The following is a 16,960-nucleotide window of genomic DNA, read 5'->3' as shown; positions in this document are numbered from 1 at the left end:
CCCATCCATATGCTGCCAACCCTGACCTTGCTGTTTTAGCATTGGCCGCAAGGGGGAACCTGTAACCCATGATACCGGATGTTGGTCACATTCCTGTGCTGCCCCAGGCGGTGCTGACCTACCTGCGCCCGCAACCCGGTGCCCATTTCCTGGACGCGACGGTGGGGTTAGGGGGCCACAGCGCCCTGTTGCTGCAAGTGCCGGGGGTGCGCCTTACTGCCATTGACCGGGACAGCCAAGCTCTGGCTATTGCCCAGCAGCGGTTGCAGGGTTACGACGTGACCTGGTGGCAGGGCAATTACGCCGACTTCCCCGGTGGCGAATTCGACGGCATCCTGGCGGACCTGGGGGTGAGTTCGCTGCAGTTGGACACACCGGCGCGGGGGTTTAGTTTTCGGTTTGCAGGGCCGCTGGATATGCGCATGGACCTCCGCCAGGAGCAAACCGCCGCCGATTGGGTCAACCAGGCTAGTGAAACCGAGCTGGTTACCCTGTTGAGCCGCTACGGCGAAGTTCCCTACGCCCGCCGGATCGTCCGCCAAATCCTGCAGCAACGCCCGTTCCATGACACCAAAGCGCTGGCGGAAGCCATTTGGCAGGCGGTTCCCCCGGCAGCCCGGCACCGACGTCTTCATCCGGCCACCCAGGTGTTCCAGGCCCTACGGATCGCCGTCAACCAGGAACTAGAGAGCTTAGAGCGGTTTTTGCAGCGGGCGCCGGACTGGCTCAAACCAGGGGGGCGGCTGGTGGTCATCAGCTTTCACAGCTTAGAGGACCGCTTGGTGAAGTGGGCCCTGCGCCGAGATGTACGGTTGGAGGTGCTCACCCCTAAGCCCGTAACCCCTGATGCCCAGGAGCAGCGCCAGAATCCCCGTTGCCGATCGGCGAAGCTACGGGCCGCCCAGCGACGGTAATATAATGAGCGGATAACTCACAGCGGGATACGACCACTGCCCATGACCACCTTGGCCTGCGATTACTACCCGGGATTGGAAGGAGTACCGGTGACCCAATCCAGCATCAGTTATGTGGATGGGCAAAGGGGCATTTTGGAGTATCGGGGGATTCCCATCGAAGAATTGGCGGCCAAAAGCAGCTTTTTGGAGGTGGCCTATTTGCTAATCTGGGGTCAGCTGCCCACCGCCAGTGAACTGCAAGCGTTTGAACGGGAAATTACCTACCATCGCCGCGTCAAATACCGCATCCGGGACATGATGAAGTGTTTTCCCGAAAGCGGTCACCCGATGGATGCGCTCCAGGCGTCGGCAGCGGCCTTGGGGCTGTTTTACTCCCGGCGTACGTTGGATGACCCGGCCTATATCCGCGCGGCGGTGGTGCGTTTGCTGGCCAAAATCCCTACCATGGTGGCGGCCTTTGAACATATCCGCAAGGGGAATGACCCCGTGCAACCCCGCGATGACCAGGACTACGCCGCCAACTTTCTCTACATGCTGCGGGAACAGGTGCCCCATCCTTTAGAAGCCCGGGTGTTAGATACCTGCTTGATTCTCCATGCGGAGCACACCATTAATGCCTCCACCTTTGCGGCGATGGTGACGGCTTCGACGTTGACCGACCCCTACGGCGTGGTGGCGTCGGCAGTGGGCACCCTGGCCGGGCCGTTGCACGGGGGGGCCAACGAGGATGTGATGCAGATGATTGAGGAAATTGGCTCGGTGAAAAACGTGGAACCCTACATTGACCGGTTGCTGGAGAAAAAGGCCCGGATTCCTGGGTTTGGCCATCGGGTGTACAAAGTGAAAGACCCCCGGGCCACTATCCTGCAGAACTTGGCCAAACAACTGTTTGATGAATTTGGGGCGGACGAGTACTACGACATTGCCCTGGAAATCGAGCGGGTGGTGGTGGAGCGCCTGGGCCACAAGGGGATTTATCCCAATGTGGATTTCTACTCCGGTTTGGTGTATCGCAAGCTAGGGATTCCCAACGATTTATTCACGCCGGTGTTTGCCATTGCCCGAGTGGCTGGCTGGTTGGCTCACTGGAAGGAACAACTGAATCACAACCGCATCTTCCGGCCGACGCAAATCTATGTGGGGGAACACAACCGCCCTTATGTCCCCATCCAGGAACGCACGGCATGATTGGTCAATGGAAGCGGTGGGTATGGCGACCCCTGCGACGCTATGGGACCCGAATGGCGCTGAGGGTTTGGGGGCGGGTTCCGGCCCAGGGATATTGGGAATCCGCAGAAAGCTACTGGCGTCATCATCCTGACCAGGCTGCCTATCAGGTGCTTATGCCGGCCCATGGGGAAACCCTCGACCCCCCTTCTTGGATAGGGCCAGATACCACCCTGCCCCCCAGTTTTTACCAAAGGGAATTTGCTGTACCTGCGGCGTTTTGTTACCGGATCAACCAGGGGCGGGTGGCCAGTCAGTATGGGGATGTCATTGCTCCTGATGGACGCCTGATTTACGACGGTTGGGATGAACCGGGGCGACGACCCCAAGAGTGCACAGTTTGTACATTGCCTTTTCCCCCAGCGAAACTTCTCAACCAGACGGTGGGGACCATTGCCAGTGTGAGGGGGGGCAGCAATTATTATCATTTGCTGGTGGATGTTTTGCCCCGGCTTTACTTGCTTAAACAGTCTCAGTTTTGGTCGCAAATTGACACGATTTATGTGAACCGGTTTGTCCCTGCTCTCCAGAAACTGCAACCCCTGTTGCACCTGGTGGGTCTAGAGGGCAAAAAACTCTTTTGGGCCGATGCCTATAGCCATATCCAAGCACGAGCGGTGGTGGCGACATCATTGACGGGTTTACCGGGGATGTCCTACTTCAAACCCGGTTGGGTCTTTACGTTTTTGCGGGAAACTTTTCTATCCCTAGCCCAACCCCCAGAGAAAACCCAGCCCCGGATTTATATCAGTCGTTCGCGGGCAAGTTTCCGGCGGGTCCTGAATGAACCAGAGGTATTGGAAATACTTCGTACTTGGGGTTATCAACCAGTGTGGCTGGAGGATTTAAGCTTCGCCCAGCAGGTGGGGTTGTTTCAGCAGGCGCAACGGATCGTCGCCCCCCACGGTGCCGGTTTGACGAATTTGGTCTGGTGCCAGCCGGGGGCGCGGGTACTGGAGTTTTTCTCCTCCAACTATCAACCGATATGTTATTGGAGGATAGCGCGGCAAGTGGGGGTGGATTACGGGTGTGTGGTCGGGCAAGGGGTGTTGACGCATCCGGACCAGCGGCAACAGGAGATATGGATTGATCGACGGCACTTAACCCAGGCGCTGGCGTGGCTAGAAGCAGACGCGGTATAGTGAGGGCAAAGGCACAGGAGGGGACATGGCCATCGAACAGGTCTGGGAACAGCCGGAATGTTATGACCCTGCCCCCCGGGATTTCAACCGCTACGGCCAGGGACGGCGGCGCAAGGCGGTGGTGGTGCTCTCCCTAGTCTGGGGGGGGACGATTGCGTTGCACTGGGTGTCCTGGGGTCCCTGGGTGGTGTGGCTGTTGACGACGGTGATGGGTCTGCAAGCTTTGCGCCTGTTGTGGGCCAAGGGGTCTCCTGCTCCCCCACCAACGCTTGAGGAGGATGCTGACTTGCCCCGGGTGAGTCTGCTGGTGGCGGCCAAAAACGAAGAGGCGGTGATCGAACGGCTGGTGCGCTCCCTGGGTCAGTTGGATTACCCGGATTACGAGCTGTGGGTGATCGATGACGGCAGTACGGATGGCACGGGGCGGATTTTGGACCAACTGTGCGCCGAATATCCCCAACTGCGGGTGCTGCACCGACCGGCAGGGGCAGGGGGCGGTAAGTCCGGGGCACTCAACGATGGCCTGCGGCTGAGTCGGGGAGAAATTATTGGGGTGTTTGATGCGGATGCCCAGGTGCCGCCGGATTTGCTGCGCTGGATTGTACCCCTGTTTCGCCAACCCCACATCGGTGCGGTGCAGGTGCGCAAGGCGATTGCTCCAGGACCGAAAAACTGGTGGCTGCGGGGCCAGCAAATTGAAATGGTGCTGGATGCGTTTTTGCAACAACAGCGGCGGCGGCTGGGAGGCGTGGCGGAACTGCGGGGCAATGGTCAGTTTGTGCGGCGCTCGGCCCTGCTGCGGGTGGGGGGCTGGAACGAAGGCACGCTCACGGATGACCTGGATTTGACCTTCCGGTTGCATCTGGACGCCTGGGATATCGAGTTTTTGTTCACACCCAGCGTTCTGGAGGAGGGGGTGACCAATTTCCGGGCGCTGTGGCATCAACGCAATCGCTGGGCGGAAGGGGGGTACCAACGTTATTTGGACTACTGGCGGCCCTGGCTGTTTTGGCCCTGGGGGGGAGTGAAACGCTGGGATACGGGCGTGTCCTACCTGAGCCAATACTTGTTGCCGGCAGCCACGATCCCGGATGGGTTAATGGCCCTGTGGACGAAACATCCGCCGTTGCTGTGGCCCTTGACGGGGGTGATGCTGCTGCTGTTTTGCGGGTCTACCTGGCGGGGCTTGGCGCAACTGGAGGGAAAAACCTACTCCCGCTGGCGGTTGCTGGGGGCGTCTTTGCGGATGATGGTGTATATGCTGCACTGGCTGCCGGTGGTGGCGACGATGATGGTGCGGGTGGCGGTCCGGCCTAAGCGGTTAAAATGGGTGAAAACGGTGCATGTGCAGTACACGGTGGAACCCTGACGCCTATGCCCCGCTCCCAGCGCAACGATAATTTTATTGATAAGACCTTCACGGTGCTGGCGGATTTGTTGTTGAAGTTGTTGCCGGCCAGCCCCAAGGAGAAAGCGGCATTTGCCTACTACCGGGATGGCATGAGCGCCCAAGCAGAAGGAGAATACGCTGAAGCACTGAAAAATTACGAAGAGGCGCTGGCGTTGGAGGATGACCCCTACGACCGCAGTTTTATCCTGTACAACATTGGCCTGATCCACACCAGTAACGGTGACCATGAAAAGGCCCTGGAGTACTACCACCAAGCCTTGGCTTTGAATCCCCGCATGCCCCAGGCGCTCAACAATATCGCCGTCATTTATCACTACCAGGGTGAGCAGGCCAAGGCGGCGAACCAACCGGAATTGGCCGAAGAATTGTTTGACAAGGCGGCCCAGTACTGGCAGGAGGCGATCCGCTTGGCCCCCAACAACTACATCGAAGCGCAAAATTGGTTGAAAACCACCGGACGCGGTCAGATTGAGGTGTTTTGAAATGGCGATTACTCCCGAAGAAACGGCGCGGTTGGCCTACCTGGCGCGGCTGGCTTTGACCCCGGAAGAAATTGCCACCTTCAGCCAGCAGTTGGGGTCCATTTTGGATTACATGGCCCAGATTCAGCAGTTGGACCTGCAGGATGTGCCGCCAACGCTGCACGCGGTGGATACGGCTAATGTGTTGCGCCCCGATGAACCGGTGCCTTCAACATTGACGGATTTGCTGCTGCAGGCGGCGCCGGCGCCCGAGGACCGCTTTTTCCAAGTCCCCCAAATCCTACGGGAAGGCTAGTTTTTGTGCCAGGGCCAGGGCGTCTTGCCGGTTGCGGATCTCCCCTTGGGCATGGGCTAGCGCTAGGGCACGCAGCAATTCACCGATGTGGGGGCCGGGGGTGAGTCCCAGGTGCTGCATGAGGTCGTGACCGGTCACCAGGGGCAAAGCATGGGCGACGGGGTCCTGGGGGTCGGCGTAGTGTTCTAGCCAAGGGCCCACCTGGGTGACAGGATACCCCTGCACCAGCGCCAGCGCCACTAACCCCGGCAGCACGTCCCCCGCCTGTTGAAACAGGGCAAATTGGTCGGGAATCGGCACGGACGATTGCTCCAGCAGGACCACAAACCGGGGCCACAGATGCACTAGCTTCACCAGGTATGCGATTTCGGCGCGGCTGTAACGTAAATGGGTCAGGGTTTGTTCGACAGCGGCAGGGTCATCGCCCAGTAAGCAGCGCAGCTTCAAGGTCTGGATCACCGAACGGTCCGCCCGCAGCTCCCGGGTCAGGTAGGGGGTCAAGGGGGGGTAAAGGCTCAGAACGTCCTCCCAGCGGGGCAGTAAGGTTAGCCAGGTCTGTTGAACATCGGGGAACCAGGGTTGCAGAACGCCATCTTCTTGGGCGCGGATGACCCACGGGGGACCATTCCCTTCTGCCAGTAATAGACTGATTTCGGTTTGCACCCGCTCGGGAGCCACTTGAGCCAAATAGGGCGCGCAATCCCGTAGGGTTTGTTGGGTGCTGGCTTCGATCTCAAAGTGCAATTGGGCGGCTAACCGATAGGCCCGTAAGACCCGCAAGGGGTCCTGGCGCAAATTTTCCGGATGTACCATGCGCAGGGTTTTCCAGTGCAAATCGGCCTGGCCGTGGTAGGGGTCCTGTAACTCCCGGGTGGTGTAGTTCCAGGCCATGGCATTGACGGTGAAATCCCGCTGGCGCAAATCGCTGTGGATGTCATCCCCCTGCAGCGCGCTCAAATCCACCGTGACGCCAGGGAAGATGAGACGGGCAATTTGCCGGTCGGCATCGAGCACCACAAAACCGGTGCGATATTGGCGGGCTAAGCGCTTACCCAGGCGAATGACGTCCGTGGGGCAGACCAGGTCCAAATCCCAGGATGCCTTGGCGCGCCCCAGGAGACCATCCCGCACCGCACCCCCCACCAGATAACCGCCCGGGGGTAAGTCATCTAGGGATAGGGGCCAGGTTTGGGGGTCAAAGGGGTTGAGCATGCAAGGCCCTCTTTTGGGTACAGAGCCATCGGTGCCAGTCGCAGCCCTGTAAGATTATCCCTGAAAGGTTAAGTCTAGCCCATGATTGTACTGACCCACCGTTTTGGCCGCCTGGGCAATCGTTTACTCATCAGTGCCCACCTCCTGGCCTATGCCCTGGAGACAGGACATGCGTTGATAGATTGGGGGTTTGCCGAATATACACCCTATTTTGTCGGTACCGCATCCCATCCTGATATTTTCCGCTTTCCCCCCCGTCCTTGGGTACCAAAGCTGATTTACACTGGCGTTCGCGCCCTGCGTAAATTGGTGCATCGTTATCCGGCGTTAAAGTCCCACATCCACGTTCTACCGGATCCGGGTAAACACTGGGGCAATCCCCTCATCCTGGATGACCTGGTGGTGAAAAAAGCCTTATTTGTCCGGGCCTGGTACGTGCGGGCGCCCCGTTGCTTTGTGAAACACCAACAAACCATTCGGGAGTGGTTCACACCTATACCCGTTTATCAGCAGCAAGTTGCCGATTTTATCCAACCCTTGCGGGATAGGTACGATGTGCTCATTGGCCTGCATATTCGGGCAGGGGATTACCGATGCTATGGGGGATTTCATGGCTTGGAGATGTGGCGGCTAGCGATGGAACGCATGACAGATCTACTGCCCGGAAAAAGACTGGCCTTTGTCCTGTGCTCCGATGAAAACTTCCGCGACCAGGCCCATGTCTTTCGGGACTTTGCCGTGTACTTTGGTCCGGGGCATCCGGTCACCGATTTATACACCTTGGCCCGCTGCGATTACCTGATTGCTCCACCGAGCACCTACAGCAATTGGGCGGCGTTTTATGGTCAAGTTCCCATTTGTCAGGTTGGCTATGTTCCACTACACACCCTAGACCCCGTTTGTCGGGATGTAACGGCGAGCCGACAGCGCATGGAACAGGATATGCGGGCGCTGGATTGGCCGCGCTTTCGCCGGGTGACCTATTTTGTGGACCATCGCCTGAGCCCTTGAACTAAAATCCAGTGCTATAGTCGTACGGAAAGGTGTGGGAAATCCATGAAGCGCTGGGCCATGGCGGGACTGGCATTGATGGGGTTGGTGGCGGGTTGCCAACCGGGCACCCAGGGGTTGAAGTTGGGGGTGCTGCTGCCGGCGACGGGGGATTTGGCGCCCCTGGGTCAGGAAATGATCCCGGCGGTGGAATTGCTGGTGGAACAGGTGAACGCCTGTGGGGGGGTCAACGGCCAACCGGTAACGGTCGTCAAGGAGGATGACCAGACCCAACCAACGGCGGGGGCGGCGGCCATGACCAAATTGGCGGAAGTCGACCGGGTCGGTGGGGTGGTGGGTTCCTTTGCTAGCAGCGTCTCCCAGGCGGCGTTGGATGTGGCGGTGCGCAATCAGGTGCCGATGGTGTCGCCGGGAAGCACTAGCCCCGAATTCACGGAACGGGCCAAGAAAGGGGAATACAAGGGCTTTTGGTATCGCACGGCCCCGCCAGATACCTACCAGGGCGCAGCTTTGGCCGCATTGGCTTTGAAACGGGGACTGACGCGGGTCAGCACGGTGGTGATTAACAATAGCTACGGCCTGGGGTTTGAACGGGAATTCACCCAGGCGTTCACCCAAAAGGGAGGCCAGATCGTCAACCGCCCCACCCGCTACGACCCCAACGCCACCACGTTAGAAAGTGAAGCCCGCAGCGCCTTTGCCAACCGACCCCAAGCGGTCATGGCGGCGGTGTATGCCGAAACGGGGGCGCTGTTGTTCAAATCCGCCTACGAACAGGGGCTATTGCCGGGGGTGCAATTGCTGCTGACAGACGCGGTGCAGTCGGAACAGTTTGTCGCTAGTGTGGGCCGGAATCCCCAGGGGCAGTTCATCATGGCGGGGGCCATCGGCACGGTGCCAGGGGCGGATGGACCGGGACTGGCGGCACTGGAAAACCTCTGGCGCCAAAGGCGAGGGACGGCCTTGCCCCCTTACGCGGCCCAAACCTGGGATGCAGCAGCGGTGATTGTGCTGGCGGCGCAGGCAGCAGGGAGTAACCGGGGGGTGGACATTGCCCCGAAGATTCGAGAGGTGGGGGGGCCGCCGGGACAACCGGTAACGGACGTCTGCCAAGCCCTGGAATTGCTCCGCCAAGGTCAACCGATTGATTACCAGGGCGCCAGCGGCAATGTGGACTTTGATGAATGGGGGGATGTGATCGGCAGCTACGACGTGTGGCAAGTGACGCCCGACGGCAGGATTCGGGTCATTGACCGGGTTAAGCCCTAGGAAAGTGGCGCTGGACGTAGGCAATGGCTTCGGCCCGGTCGGTAATTTCCCGGTCGAGGTAGGCAGAACGCAAACGGTTCAGAATCTGGCGGAATTGGGGGCCGGGTGCATACCCTAGTGCTTGTAAGTCCTTGCCGTTTAAGGGGGGATGCTCATGGGACCAATACTGCAAATAATTCCGCAAAAGCTGCCGGAGGGTCCCCCGCTGGCGAAACAGGGCCAGGGTGAGCAATTCGGGTTCGTAAGGCTCCAGGGTTTGACAAATCTGGCTGACGGGCAAACCCGGTAGGGCCGGCAATTGGGCTTCCAGTTGGGCCAGGCGCGCCAGGCGTTTTTGGGCCGCCCAGGGTAAATCCAAACCATGGGCCACTGCGTAGCGGTCGTGGGCAGGGACATCGCTCACCAACAGCTCCGTCAGACAGCGGTGGCGCTGGGGATGTCGGCGCAGAACGTAGCTGGCGGTGCGCAAAGACTGCTCCAGCTCCGGTGTCCAGTGCAAATCGGGATGCACACAGGCCCAAGCGCCCAGCGCTTCTAACCAACGCCCCGCCCGTACCCACGACTCCATCTGCCACAGATACTGCAACTCTGCCCGCAGGCGGGTTTGCAAGGCCGGCGCTTGCCCTGGTTGCCGTCGCCAGTACTCCAGCACGCCGCTAGCTAGGGTGTCTTGCCACTGGGCCAGGGTCTCCGGGGCCAATTGCAGCCCGTAGCGCACTCCATAGCGCACGCCCCGCCACAACCGGGTGGGGTCATCGGTGAAGCTCTGGTCGTGCAACACCCGTAGCAGACGCCGCTGCAAATCCCCCCGCCCATCAAACGGATCAAGAAACACACCTTCAGGATGCAACCCCAGCGCCATGGCATTGATGGTGAAATCGCGGCGGTAGAGGTCCTGGTGAATGTCGGCGGGGGTGACCACCGGGTTGGCGGCCGGGTGAGGATAGGTTTCCCGGCGGGCTAAGGCTAAATCCAAGGCCAAGTCCGGCCAGAGGATGTCGCAGGTGAAAAATTTGGGGTGGGGTTGCACCAGGGCACCGGGTCGCCAGCGACGAATTTGCTCGGCCAGGGCGTCAATGGCGGTAGGAGGTAGGTGGTCCAGCACCAGGTCCAGGTCCGCTAGGGTGATGGTTTGTCCGTCTTGCTGGGCCAGGAGTAAATCTCGCACCCCACCCCCCACCAAATATGCCTGCCCCCCCAGGGCTGCCACCTGTTGGCCTAGGCGCTGGAGAAAGTCCCGTTGTTGGGGGTCCAAGTAGGCAAGCAACATCCGTGCCGGCAGTAAAGTTCCTTAGAATGAATTATGCGTGTTGCTTTCCCCCATCCTATGCTCAGTGGCTTGGTGGTCGGGCCGGTCGTGGGTGCGCTCCTGCTATGGTTGTGGCCGGAGCGTTGGGTGCGTCCGGTGGCTCTGGTGACGGTGCTAGGGCTACTGGGGTGGACAGGGGCGCTGCTGACCCGGTTCGATGTCCACCACGCGGGCTGGCAAATGGTCCAGGTGCTCCCCTGGTTGGATAGCTTGGGCTTGAGCTACCGGCTGGCGGTGGATGGGTTGTCTATGCCCCTATTGGCCCTCAACAGCTTGATCCTGACCCTGGCGGTGGCCAGTCATCATCCGGTCGTGCGGCCCCGTTTGTATTACACGTTGTTGTTGCTGGCGGGGGCGGCAGTAGCAGGGGCCTTCGTGGCGCAAAATTTGCTGCTGTTTTTCCTGTTTTATGAGCTGGAATTGCTGCCTTTGTATCTGCTGATTGCTATTTGGGGGGGACCGCGGCGGGACTACGCAGCGTTGAAATTTTTGGTCTATACGGCCATTTCCGGGCTGCTGTTGCTGGCGGCCTTTTTTGGGCTGGTGGTGCTCAGCGGCGCCGGGTCGTTTGATTATGAAGTGGTTGCCGCCCATCGGCTGGGTTTGACCGCCCAGGTCGGTCTGCTGGTGCTGTTGCTGCTGGGGCTGGGTATCAAGATTCCCTTGGTGCCTTTGCATACCTGGTTGCCGGATGCCCACGTGGAGGCTTCGACGGAGGTGTCCATGTTGCTGGCGGGGGTGCTGCTGAAGTTGGGGACCTATGGGCTGGTGCGGTTTGGGGTGCAGTTGTTGCCGGAAGGGTGGCGGGTGCTGGCGCCGGGGTTGGCAGTCTGGGCCGTGGTCAGCGTGCTGTATGGGTCCCTGATGGCTATCGGACAGCAGGATATGAAGCGGGTGGTGGCGTTTAGTTCCATTGGCCACATGGGCTACGTCTTGCTGGCGGCAGCGGCGGCAACCCCTTTGTCCCTGGTGGCGGCAGTGGCCCAGATGGTGAGTCATGGGCTGATTGCGGCGCTGTTGTTTTTCCTGGTGGGGGTGGTCTATCGGGTGACGGGTACGCGGGATTTGGCGAAATTGCAGGGGCTGCTGACGCCGGAGCGGGGCCTACCGGTTATCGGTAGCTTGCTGATCCTGGCGGTGATGGCCAGCAGCGGTATTCCGGGGATGGTGGGGTTTATCAGCGAATTTATGGTGTTTCGCGGCAGTTTCCCGGTGTTTCCCCTGCCGACGGTGCTGGCTATGCTGGGTACGGCTTTGACGTCGGTGTATTTTCTGCTGCTGGTGAACCGGGCGTTTTTCGGGCGCTTGCCCCCGGCTCTGGCGGACTTGCCTCCGGTGAGTTGGGGACAACGGCTACCGGCGATGGTGCTGGCAACCTTGGTGCTCACCTTGGGGCTGCAACCCCATTGGTTGGTGCGCTGGAGTGAGGCAACGGTGACCCATTGGAGGCTGGGATGAAGCTGGCAACGCCATTAGAGCGGGTGAAGGAACGGCTGCTGCAGGGGGGAGCGCTCCTACCGGATACGCCGGATAACCTGGTGGAGGTCGTGGGTATTCTGAAAAGCTACGGCGTGGTGCTGGATTACTACTGGCGCAACCTAATTTACATGGCCCAGGAGCAATTCCTGGTCATTTTCCCCTTTTTTAAATACTTCAACGGCGAAATTACTTGGCAAAAGCTGCTGCACCATTGGAACCACGACCGGATTAACTACGAGTTTGCCGAGTACTGCATGCGGGCCATGTTGTGGCATGGCAGTCCCCCCCTGGATGCCTACTTGGATTCGCCAGAATTTGCCCAAAACGCCGCGCGGGCCATCCAAGCCAAAATTCGCGGGCATGTTCTCCTGCAACTCCTGCACGCCCTGTTTCCCACCTTTTTGCCGGAACAGGTTAAACAAATGGTTTACACCAGCGTGCTGGGGCAGTTTTGGCGGGTGATGAGTCCCCTGTTTCTGGAGCTGTCTGACCGCTACGACCGGGGGGAAATCACCAGCATTGCCGCTGTGGTGGACCACATTCGCACAGGACTGGTCCAAGCGGCTCCCCAACCGATTACCTATGAGGTGGAAATTGGCGGGCAGGTGTATCCTTTGGTGCCGAAAAGCAGCGGGCTGACTTTTTTGACGGCGGCGGCAGTGCCCTATGTGGAGGCGGTGTTTTTCCGGTCCTTTCCCTTCATGGGTACGGTGTCCTACAACGCCCAGGCCTATCAAATTCCGGCGGACCAAGCGGACTTTACCTACGGTGCGCTCTATGCTGACCCCTTACCGATTGGGGGAGCAGGGATTCCGCCTACGTTGTTGATGCAGGATATGCGCCATTTTCTCCCGGACTATCTGCTGGAGCGCTACCGGCAGACAGGACGGGGGCTGGGGGACCTACGGGTGAAGATTTGCGTGAGTTTCCAAAAGGCGATGTTTTGCGTGACAACGGCGGCGATCCAGGCCCTGGCGCCCTATCCGTTGACCAGTTCGGACCCCCAAGCACGGGCAGCTAACGAGCGCTATTTAGCTCCCTGGTTACAACGGCTGGCGGAATCCCGTCTATTGACGGTGCAGGGAGGAGGTGGTTGAAATGCAACGGGAGGCTATGGGGGGGATTTTGACGGCCATGGTGCTGATGGCCAGCAGTTGCGCGCCCAATGCCAACCAACTCTATGAGCAGGGGGTCCAGGCGCTGCGGCAGGGTCGGCCCCAGGAGGCGGTGGCCAAACTGAACGAGGTGATTCGCCTGCGCCGGGACTATCTGGAGGCTTACGAACAACGGGGGATTGCCTATTTGAAGCTGGGGGAATACCGGGAGGCAGTACAAGATTTAACCAAGGCCCTGGAGGGCAAGCCGGATGACCCAGTGTTGTTGCGCCACCGGGCGATTGCCTACTTCGGCATGGGCAAGCCCAACGAGGGCAATGCCGATTTGTGCCGCGCTGCTGACATCACCAAAGACGCCAAAGTCCAGGCCAATTGCGCCGCCCGCCAGCAGGCCGATCAGGAAACCCCAGGGGAGAGTCCCGGCTAGATGCACGAGGTGGGATTCGAACCCACATACCGGCGATTATGAGTCGCTTGCCCTACCAGTCGGCCACTCGTGCGGGTTGATACAATGGCATAGGCGATTTTAACAAAACCCATGGGCCAAGCGCGGCGCTGGATGGGCATAGCTACGCTGATGTTTACCTTCCTGGCGTTGTTGACCGGGGGGGTGGCGGCCGGGCTGGGGTATCGTCTGGGTCAGGAAGCCTTGAGTAAAGTTCGACAACCCACCCTGAATCCGGTGCCGCCAGATAAGGACCCCCAACCCTTCACGCTCCTGGCTGAAGAGGTCATCATCCAACAGGTGCAGGCGCTGATGGGTACCAGCCAAGGGCAGCCCCCTACCGCCACCGACCCCAACCTGCGATTACCCTTGCTGGCCCTGCAGGAAGGGGGCGTGTACATGGCCCTGGAGCAAATCGAGCGGGAAGGGGACCAGGCCATCTTGCACCTGCGTATTCAAAACGAACGGGCAACAGCCGTGCAACTGCAACGCCAATTTTTCGTCCGCAACGACTGGGGAGAAATTTTGCAGGTGGAAGTGGAGGGACTACCAGTGCAACTGGCGCCCGGCAATCAGGCCACAGCCGTGCGGGTGAAGGTGCCCATCCACCTGGGCAAAGTGCATATCGGACTCACGGAAGTGGGCCAGACCATTCCCTTTATCGAATTGCGAGATATTACTCTCGACCTCGCCCCACCAACCCCTCATCCCAGTCCCACGGTTAACTAATCGTCGGCGAAGCACCGTTGCCGCTAGGTTGACTGCGCAAGTAATTCAAAAAATCGATCAATTCCTGGTCGGTTAACTCCTGCCGGCTATTGCGACCGTAGGTGCGCCGTAAGTATTCCCGCCCTTGAGCGTTGGTCCAACCCAGCCGTTTCATCTCCGCCGTCGTCTGGGCCAGGATGTCGAGCATATCCACCTTGGGGGATTCAGGGGGAGAGGTTGCCTCAGCAACAGGTGTGGCTACCGGTGGTGGTGCAGGCTGGGGTTCGGTGGAGGGCAGTACTGGGTGCGGCGTCTCGGCCACTTTGGGGGTTAATCCCAATGCCATTAACGCCCGTTCCCTAGCCCGGTCCTCCGCCCCCTCGAGCGTGTTGCCGCTGCCTAGCCCCGTGGCCAGGGTGATGCCGCCGACCTGCACCACCACGCGTACCAGGTACTGGCCCTGGTGGATCTGTAGCAACTCACTGGTTAGGCAACCCAGTGGATATTTCTGGCGAAACTCCCCCAACACCCTAGGAACGTTGTCCGACCACTTTGCCGATGAATTCGTTGACCTCCCGGAACACCGCCTGACGGGACTCTGCCATCAGCAGATAGCGCAGGATGTACCACAGCCCCAGTAGCTCCAGCAGCGCCGGCAACAACGGGATGGCATTGATAATCCCCAGCACACCCGACACCAGCGCCAGCACCAACACCACCAGGACGATAACCACCACCAGACTGATGGTTCGCCGTTGTTCGCTGAAAAAGGTTTGGACCTTCTCCCACGTCGGTCCCAAGACACTCAGGGAGTCCGCCAGGGTATGACGCAGGGACTCCATCACCGCCACCGCCTTACTTTTGGCCCCCGTCCCATAGGCGGCAGTCTCCGTCGGCTCCGCCCCTTGAGGAGCAGTAGCGGTTGGTGGCGTCTCCTGATTCTCAAACGGATGGGTCTCGGGTTCCATAACACCGACCTCGGTAAACACTGCTTGATGCGACTTTACCCCTGAACGAACCGTTCCGGCAAGCCTCTAGCGGAACATGCTGCTGACGGAGCTGTCCTCATGCACCCGCCAGATGGCCTCCCCTAATACATTCGCCACCGAGAGAATCTTCAGTTGGGGGAACCGTTTCTCTGGTGGCACCGGGATCGTGTTGGTGACGATCACCTCCGTAAAGGCGCTGTTGGCCAACAGTTCGGGCGCCCGTCCCGAAAACACCGGGTGGGTAGCACAGGCATAGACCGCCTTAGCCCCCTGTTCCATCAACAGCCGCGCCGCCTCCGTCATCGTACCCCCTGTGTCGATCATATCGTCCACGATAATCGCCGTCTTGCCCCGCACATCACCAATCACATTGAGCACCTCCGCCACATTGTGCCCCTGGCGGCGTTTGTCAATGATGGCCAAGGGGGCGTCGTTGAGTTTTTTGGCAAAGGCCCGGGCGCGGGCTACCCCCCCCACATCCGGCGAAACCACCACAAAATCCGTCAACCCCTTGCTGAGGATGTACTGCTGCAAAACATTGCTGGCATAGACATGGTCAAAGGGAATGTCGAAATAGGCCTGAATCTGGGCCACGTGCAAGTCCATCGCCAGAATCCGGCTGGCCCCCGCCTCCGTAATCAGATTGGCCACCAGCTTAGCGGTAATCGCCTCCCGGCCAGCCGTTTTCCGGTCCGCCCGCGCGTAGCCATAGTAGGGAATCACCGCCGTAATCTGCCGCGCCGACGCCCGCCGACAGGCATCAATCATAATCAGCAATTCCATCAAATGGTCGTTAACCGGATGGCACGTCGGTTGCAGGAGATACACATCACAGCCCCGTACCGACTCCTGGATCTGCACATACAACTCACCGTCGGAAAAACGCTTGCGCACAATCGGCCCCAAATCCACCCCAAGATAGCGGGCGATTTCCTCCGCCAAAGGCACATTGGCCGAACCCGCCAGTAAACGCAGACGACCATGGTCAGCGGGAACCGGCACCGGCAACGACAAGGGACGGGAAGCTTGCAGCACAGTTTTACCCCGGCACAACCCTACCTGTCATCGTAGCACCTCTCCCGGCTGAATCTAGTAGCCACCCCGCTCTCAACGCCGTGGCCGCCGCCGTTTCAGGAAATCGGGAATATCAATTTCTGGGGGTGGCTCTTCCAGTTTAGGCGGCACCTCCACCTGGGGCGTTGGCGGGCTGGTTGGTCCCGGCGTTACCGGTCGCAACGAGGGTTGGGGATGGGAAGCCGCTGGTTGAAAGCCCGTGGCAATCACCGTAATCCGCACTTCCCCCTGCAACCGGTCATCCAGTACCGCCCCAAAAATGATATTGGCCTCCGGGTCCACCACGTTGTAGATAATTTCCGCCGCCGTATTCACCTCGTGCAGGCTTAAATCGCTGCCCCCCGTGATATTAAACAAAACCCCCTTGGCCCCGTGAATGGAAGACTCCAGCAACGGTGAAGCAATGGCCATATTCGCCGCTTCCGCCGCCCGTCCCTTCCCCGTGCCCGTGCCAATGCCCATCAATGCCGACCCCGCATCCGCCATGATCGCCTTCACATCGGCAAAATCCACATTCACCAGCCCCGGAATGGTAATGATGTCGGAAATTCCCTGCACCCCCTGGCGCAAAATGTCATCCGCCACCCGGAAGGCTTCTTGCACCGGTGTGGATTCGCCAATGGTGGTCAGCAGGCGGTCATTAGGAATGACGATCAACGTATCCACCCGCCCCTGGAGCATGGCAATGCCTTCTTCGGCTTGGGCTGCTCGACGTCTGCCCTCAAAGGTAAAAGGCCGGGTGACAATCGCCACCGTCAAAGCTCCCAATTCTTTAGCCACCTCCGCCACGATCGGCGCTGCCCCCGTGCCCGTACCCCCCCCCATCCCCGCCGTGATAAACACCAAATCCGCCTGGTCCAGGGCCGCCATGATTT

The 16,960-nt window shown here is 59.7% G+C and carries 18 protein-coding genes and 1 tRNA gene; 12 read left to right on the top strand and 7 right to left on the bottom strand.

From position 1 onward, the window contains the following. Positions 1-68 precede the first annotated feature (68 nt). From rsmH to gatC, 6 genes are read left to right on the top strand one after another with little or no spacing between them, the layout of a single operon-like run. Complete coding sequence (gene rsmH / locus Q6L55_09420; GenBank protein MEN9258928.1) at positions 69-914, top strand: 16S rRNA (cytosine(1402)-N(4))-methyltransferase RsmH; 846 nt, start codon at positions 69-71, stop codon at positions 912-914. 42 nt (positions 915-956) lie between these two features. Next, a complete protein-coding gene (locus Q6L55_09415; GenBank protein MEN9258927.1) occupies positions 957-2,105 on the top strand; it encodes a citrate synthase in 1,149 nt (382 codons plus the stop codon). 53 nt (positions 2,106-2,158) lie between these two features. Continuing rightward, a complete protein-coding gene (locus Q6L55_09410) occupies positions 2,159-3,286 on the top strand; it encodes a glycosyltransferase family 61 protein (protein ID MEN9258926.1) in 1,128 nt (375 codons plus the stop codon). Positions 3,287-3,311: 25 nt separating this feature from the next. Then, positions 3,312-4,655, top strand: coding sequence for a glycosyltransferase family 2 protein (locus Q6L55_09405; protein ID MEN9258925.1), 1,344 nt, complete (start codon positions 3,312-3,314; stop codon positions 4,653-4,655). Between the two features lie 5 nt (positions 4,656-4,660). Next, positions 4,661-5,179: a photosystem I assembly protein Ycf3 gene (locus Q6L55_09400; GenBank protein MEN9258924.1), complete on the top strand. Its 519-nt coding sequence runs from the start codon at positions 4,661-4,663 to the stop codon at positions 5,177-5,179. A gap of 1 nt (position 5,180) precedes the next feature. Continuing rightward, complete coding sequence (gene gatC / locus Q6L55_09395) at positions 5,181-5,474, top strand: Asp-tRNA(Asn)/Glu-tRNA(Gln) amidotransferase subunit GatC (GenBank protein ID MEN9258923.1); 294 nt, start codon at positions 5,181-5,183, stop codon at positions 5,472-5,474. On the opposite strand, the gene Q6L55_09390 is transcribed toward gatC, so the two are convergent. Beyond that, positions 5,460-6,686: a hypothetical protein gene (locus Q6L55_09390; protein ID MEN9258922.1), complete on the bottom strand. Its 1,227-nt coding sequence runs from the start codon at positions 6,684-6,686 to the stop codon at positions 5,460-5,462. The two genes, gatC and Q6L55_09390, sit on opposite strands and share 15 nt — an antisense overlap. Before the next feature lie 81 nt (positions 6,687-6,767). Here Q6L55_09390 and Q6L55_09385 point away from each other — a divergent pair, with 81 nt between their 5' ends. After that, positions 6,768-7,697: a hypothetical protein gene (locus Q6L55_09385; GenBank protein ID MEN9258921.1), complete on the top strand. Its 930-nt coding sequence runs from the start codon at positions 6,768-6,770 to the stop codon at positions 7,695-7,697. 45 nt (positions 7,698-7,742) lie between these two features. Further along, positions 7,743-8,966: an ABC transporter substrate-binding protein gene (locus Q6L55_09380; protein ID MEN9258920.1), complete on the top strand. Its 1,224-nt coding sequence runs from the start codon at positions 7,743-7,745 to the stop codon at positions 8,964-8,966. Here the strand turns inward: Q6L55_09380 and Q6L55_09375 are convergent. Then, positions 8,956-10,236 (bottom strand): hypothetical protein, encoded by a 1,281-nt coding sequence (locus Q6L55_09375; protein MEN9258919.1) that lies wholly within the window; start codon positions 10,234-10,236, stop codon positions 8,956-8,958. The genes Q6L55_09380 and Q6L55_09375 overlap by 11 nt on opposite strands. A gap of 57 nt (positions 10,237-10,293) precedes the next feature. Between Q6L55_09375 and Q6L55_09370 the strand changes: the two genes are divergently transcribed. Genes Q6L55_09370 through Q6L55_09360 form a run of 3 tightly spaced genes read left to right on the top strand, consistent with a single transcriptional unit; the run spans position 10,294 to position 13,296 of the window. Next, on the top strand, positions 10,294-11,733 hold the full coding sequence (locus tag Q6L55_09370) for an NADH-quinone oxidoreductase subunit M (GenBank protein MEN9258918.1): 1,440 nt from the start codon (positions 10,294-10,296) through the stop codon (positions 11,731-11,733). Beyond that, the gene (locus tag Q6L55_09365) at positions 11,730-12,851 is read left to right on the top strand and encodes a CO2 hydration protein (GenBank protein MEN9258917.1); all 1,122 of its coding nucleotides are present in this window, start codon (positions 11,730-11,732) and stop codon (positions 12,849-12,851) included. Before Q6L55_09370 ends, Q6L55_09365 begins: the two co-directional genes overlap by 4 nt. A 1-nt stretch (position 12,852) precedes the next feature. Then, positions 12,853-13,296, top strand: a complete 444-nt coding sequence (locus Q6L55_09360) for a tetratricopeptide repeat protein (GenBank protein MEN9258916.1) — start codon at positions 12,853-12,855, stop codon at positions 13,294-13,296. A gap of 1 nt (position 13,297) precedes the next feature. On the opposite strand, the gene Q6L55_09355 is transcribed toward Q6L55_09360, so the two are convergent. Beyond that, a tRNA-Ile gene (locus Q6L55_09355) sits at positions 13,298-13,369 on the bottom strand. Between the two features lie 38 nt (positions 13,370-13,407). Between Q6L55_09355 and Q6L55_09350 the strand changes: the two genes are divergently transcribed. After that, positions 13,408-14,043, top strand: a complete 636-nt coding sequence (locus Q6L55_09350) for a hypothetical protein (GenBank protein ID MEN9258915.1) — start codon at positions 13,408-13,410, stop codon at positions 14,041-14,043. Here the strand turns inward: Q6L55_09350 and Q6L55_09345 are convergent. From Q6L55_09345 to ftsZ, 4 genes are all read right to left on the bottom strand, one after another. Then, complete coding sequence (locus Q6L55_09345; protein ID MEN9258914.1) at positions 14,036-14,500, bottom strand: hypothetical protein; 465 nt, start codon at positions 14,498-14,500, stop codon at positions 14,036-14,038. The two genes, Q6L55_09350 and Q6L55_09345, sit on opposite strands and share 8 nt — an antisense overlap. A 52-nt stretch (positions 14,501-14,552) precedes the next feature. Next, a complete protein-coding gene (locus Q6L55_09340) occupies positions 14,553-14,990 on the bottom strand; it encodes a CAAD domain-containing protein (GenBank protein ID MEN9258913.1) in 438 nt (145 codons plus the stop codon). A 66-nt stretch (positions 14,991-15,056) separates the two neighbouring features. Further along, positions 15,057-16,013: a ribose-phosphate pyrophosphokinase gene (locus tag Q6L55_09335; GenBank protein ID MEN9258912.1), complete on the bottom strand. Its 957-nt coding sequence runs from the start codon at positions 16,011-16,013 to the stop codon at positions 15,057-15,059. 105 nt (positions 16,014-16,118) lie between these two features. After that, positions 16,119-16,960 (bottom strand): cell division protein FtsZ (gene ftsZ / locus Q6L55_09330; GenBank protein MEN9258911.1); only part of this gene is annotated, 842 nt, incomplete at its 5' end.

The sequence above is a fragment of the Gloeomargarita sp. SRBZ-1_bins_9 genome, assembly GCA_039794565.1.
Taxonomy (GTDB): Bacteria; Cyanobacteriota; Cyanobacteriia; order Gloeomargaritales; family Gloeomargaritaceae; genus Gloeomargarita.
Note: the sequence above shows the minus strand (reverse complement) of the source record. Positions and strands in the feature narration are given on the sequence as shown.

Coding starts and splice junctions, on each gene's coding strand:
- Q6L55_09385 (MEN9258921.1), top strand. CDS start 6,768: ATGATTGTACTGACCCACCGTTTTGGCCGCCTGGGCAATCGTTTACTC.
- rsmH (MEN9258928.1), top strand. CDS start 69: ATGATACCGGATGTTGGTCACATTCCTGTGCTGCCCCAGGCGGTGCTG.
- Q6L55_09360 (MEN9258916.1), top strand. CDS start 12,853: ATGCAACGGGAGGCTATGGGGGGGATTTTGACGGCCATGGTGCTGATG.
- Q6L55_09390 (MEN9258922.1), bottom strand. CDS start 6,686: ATGCTCAACCCCTTTGACCCCCAAACCTGGCCCCTATCCCTAGATGAC.
- Q6L55_09350 (MEN9258915.1), top strand. CDS start 13,408: ATGGGCCAAGCGCGGCGCTGGATGGGCATAGCTACGCTGATGTTTACC.
- Q6L55_09410 (MEN9258926.1), top strand. CDS start 2,159: ATGGCGCTGAGGGTTTGGGGGCGGGTTCCGGCCCAGGGATATTGGGAA.
- Q6L55_09365 (MEN9258917.1), top strand. CDS start 11,730: ATGAAGCTGGCAACGCCATTAGAGCGGGTGAAGGAACGGCTGCTGCAG.
- Q6L55_09375 (MEN9258919.1), bottom strand. CDS start 10,236: ATGTTGCTTGCCTACTTGGACCCCCAACAACGGGACTTTCTCCAGCGC.
- Q6L55_09405 (MEN9258925.1), top strand. CDS start 3,312: ATGGCCATCGAACAGGTCTGGGAACAGCCGGAATGTTATGACCCTGCC.
- Q6L55_09340 (MEN9258913.1), bottom strand. CDS start 14,990: ATGGAACCCGAGACCCATCCGTTTGAGAATCAGGAGACGCCACCAACC.
- Q6L55_09415 (MEN9258927.1), top strand. CDS start 957: ATGACCACCTTGGCCTGCGATTACTACCCGGGATTGGAAGGAGTACCG.
- Q6L55_09400 (MEN9258924.1), top strand. CDS start 4,661: ATGCCCCGCTCCCAGCGCAACGATAATTTTATTGATAAGACCTTCACG.
- gatC (MEN9258923.1), top strand. CDS start 5,181: ATGGCGATTACTCCCGAAGAAACGGCGCGGTTGGCCTACCTGGCGCGG.
- Q6L55_09370 (MEN9258918.1), top strand. CDS start 10,294: ATGCTCAGTGGCTTGGTGGTCGGGCCGGTCGTGGGTGCGCTCCTGCTA.
- Q6L55_09380 (MEN9258920.1), top strand. CDS start 7,743: ATGAAGCGCTGGGCCATGGCGGGACTGGCATTGATGGGGTTGGTGGCG.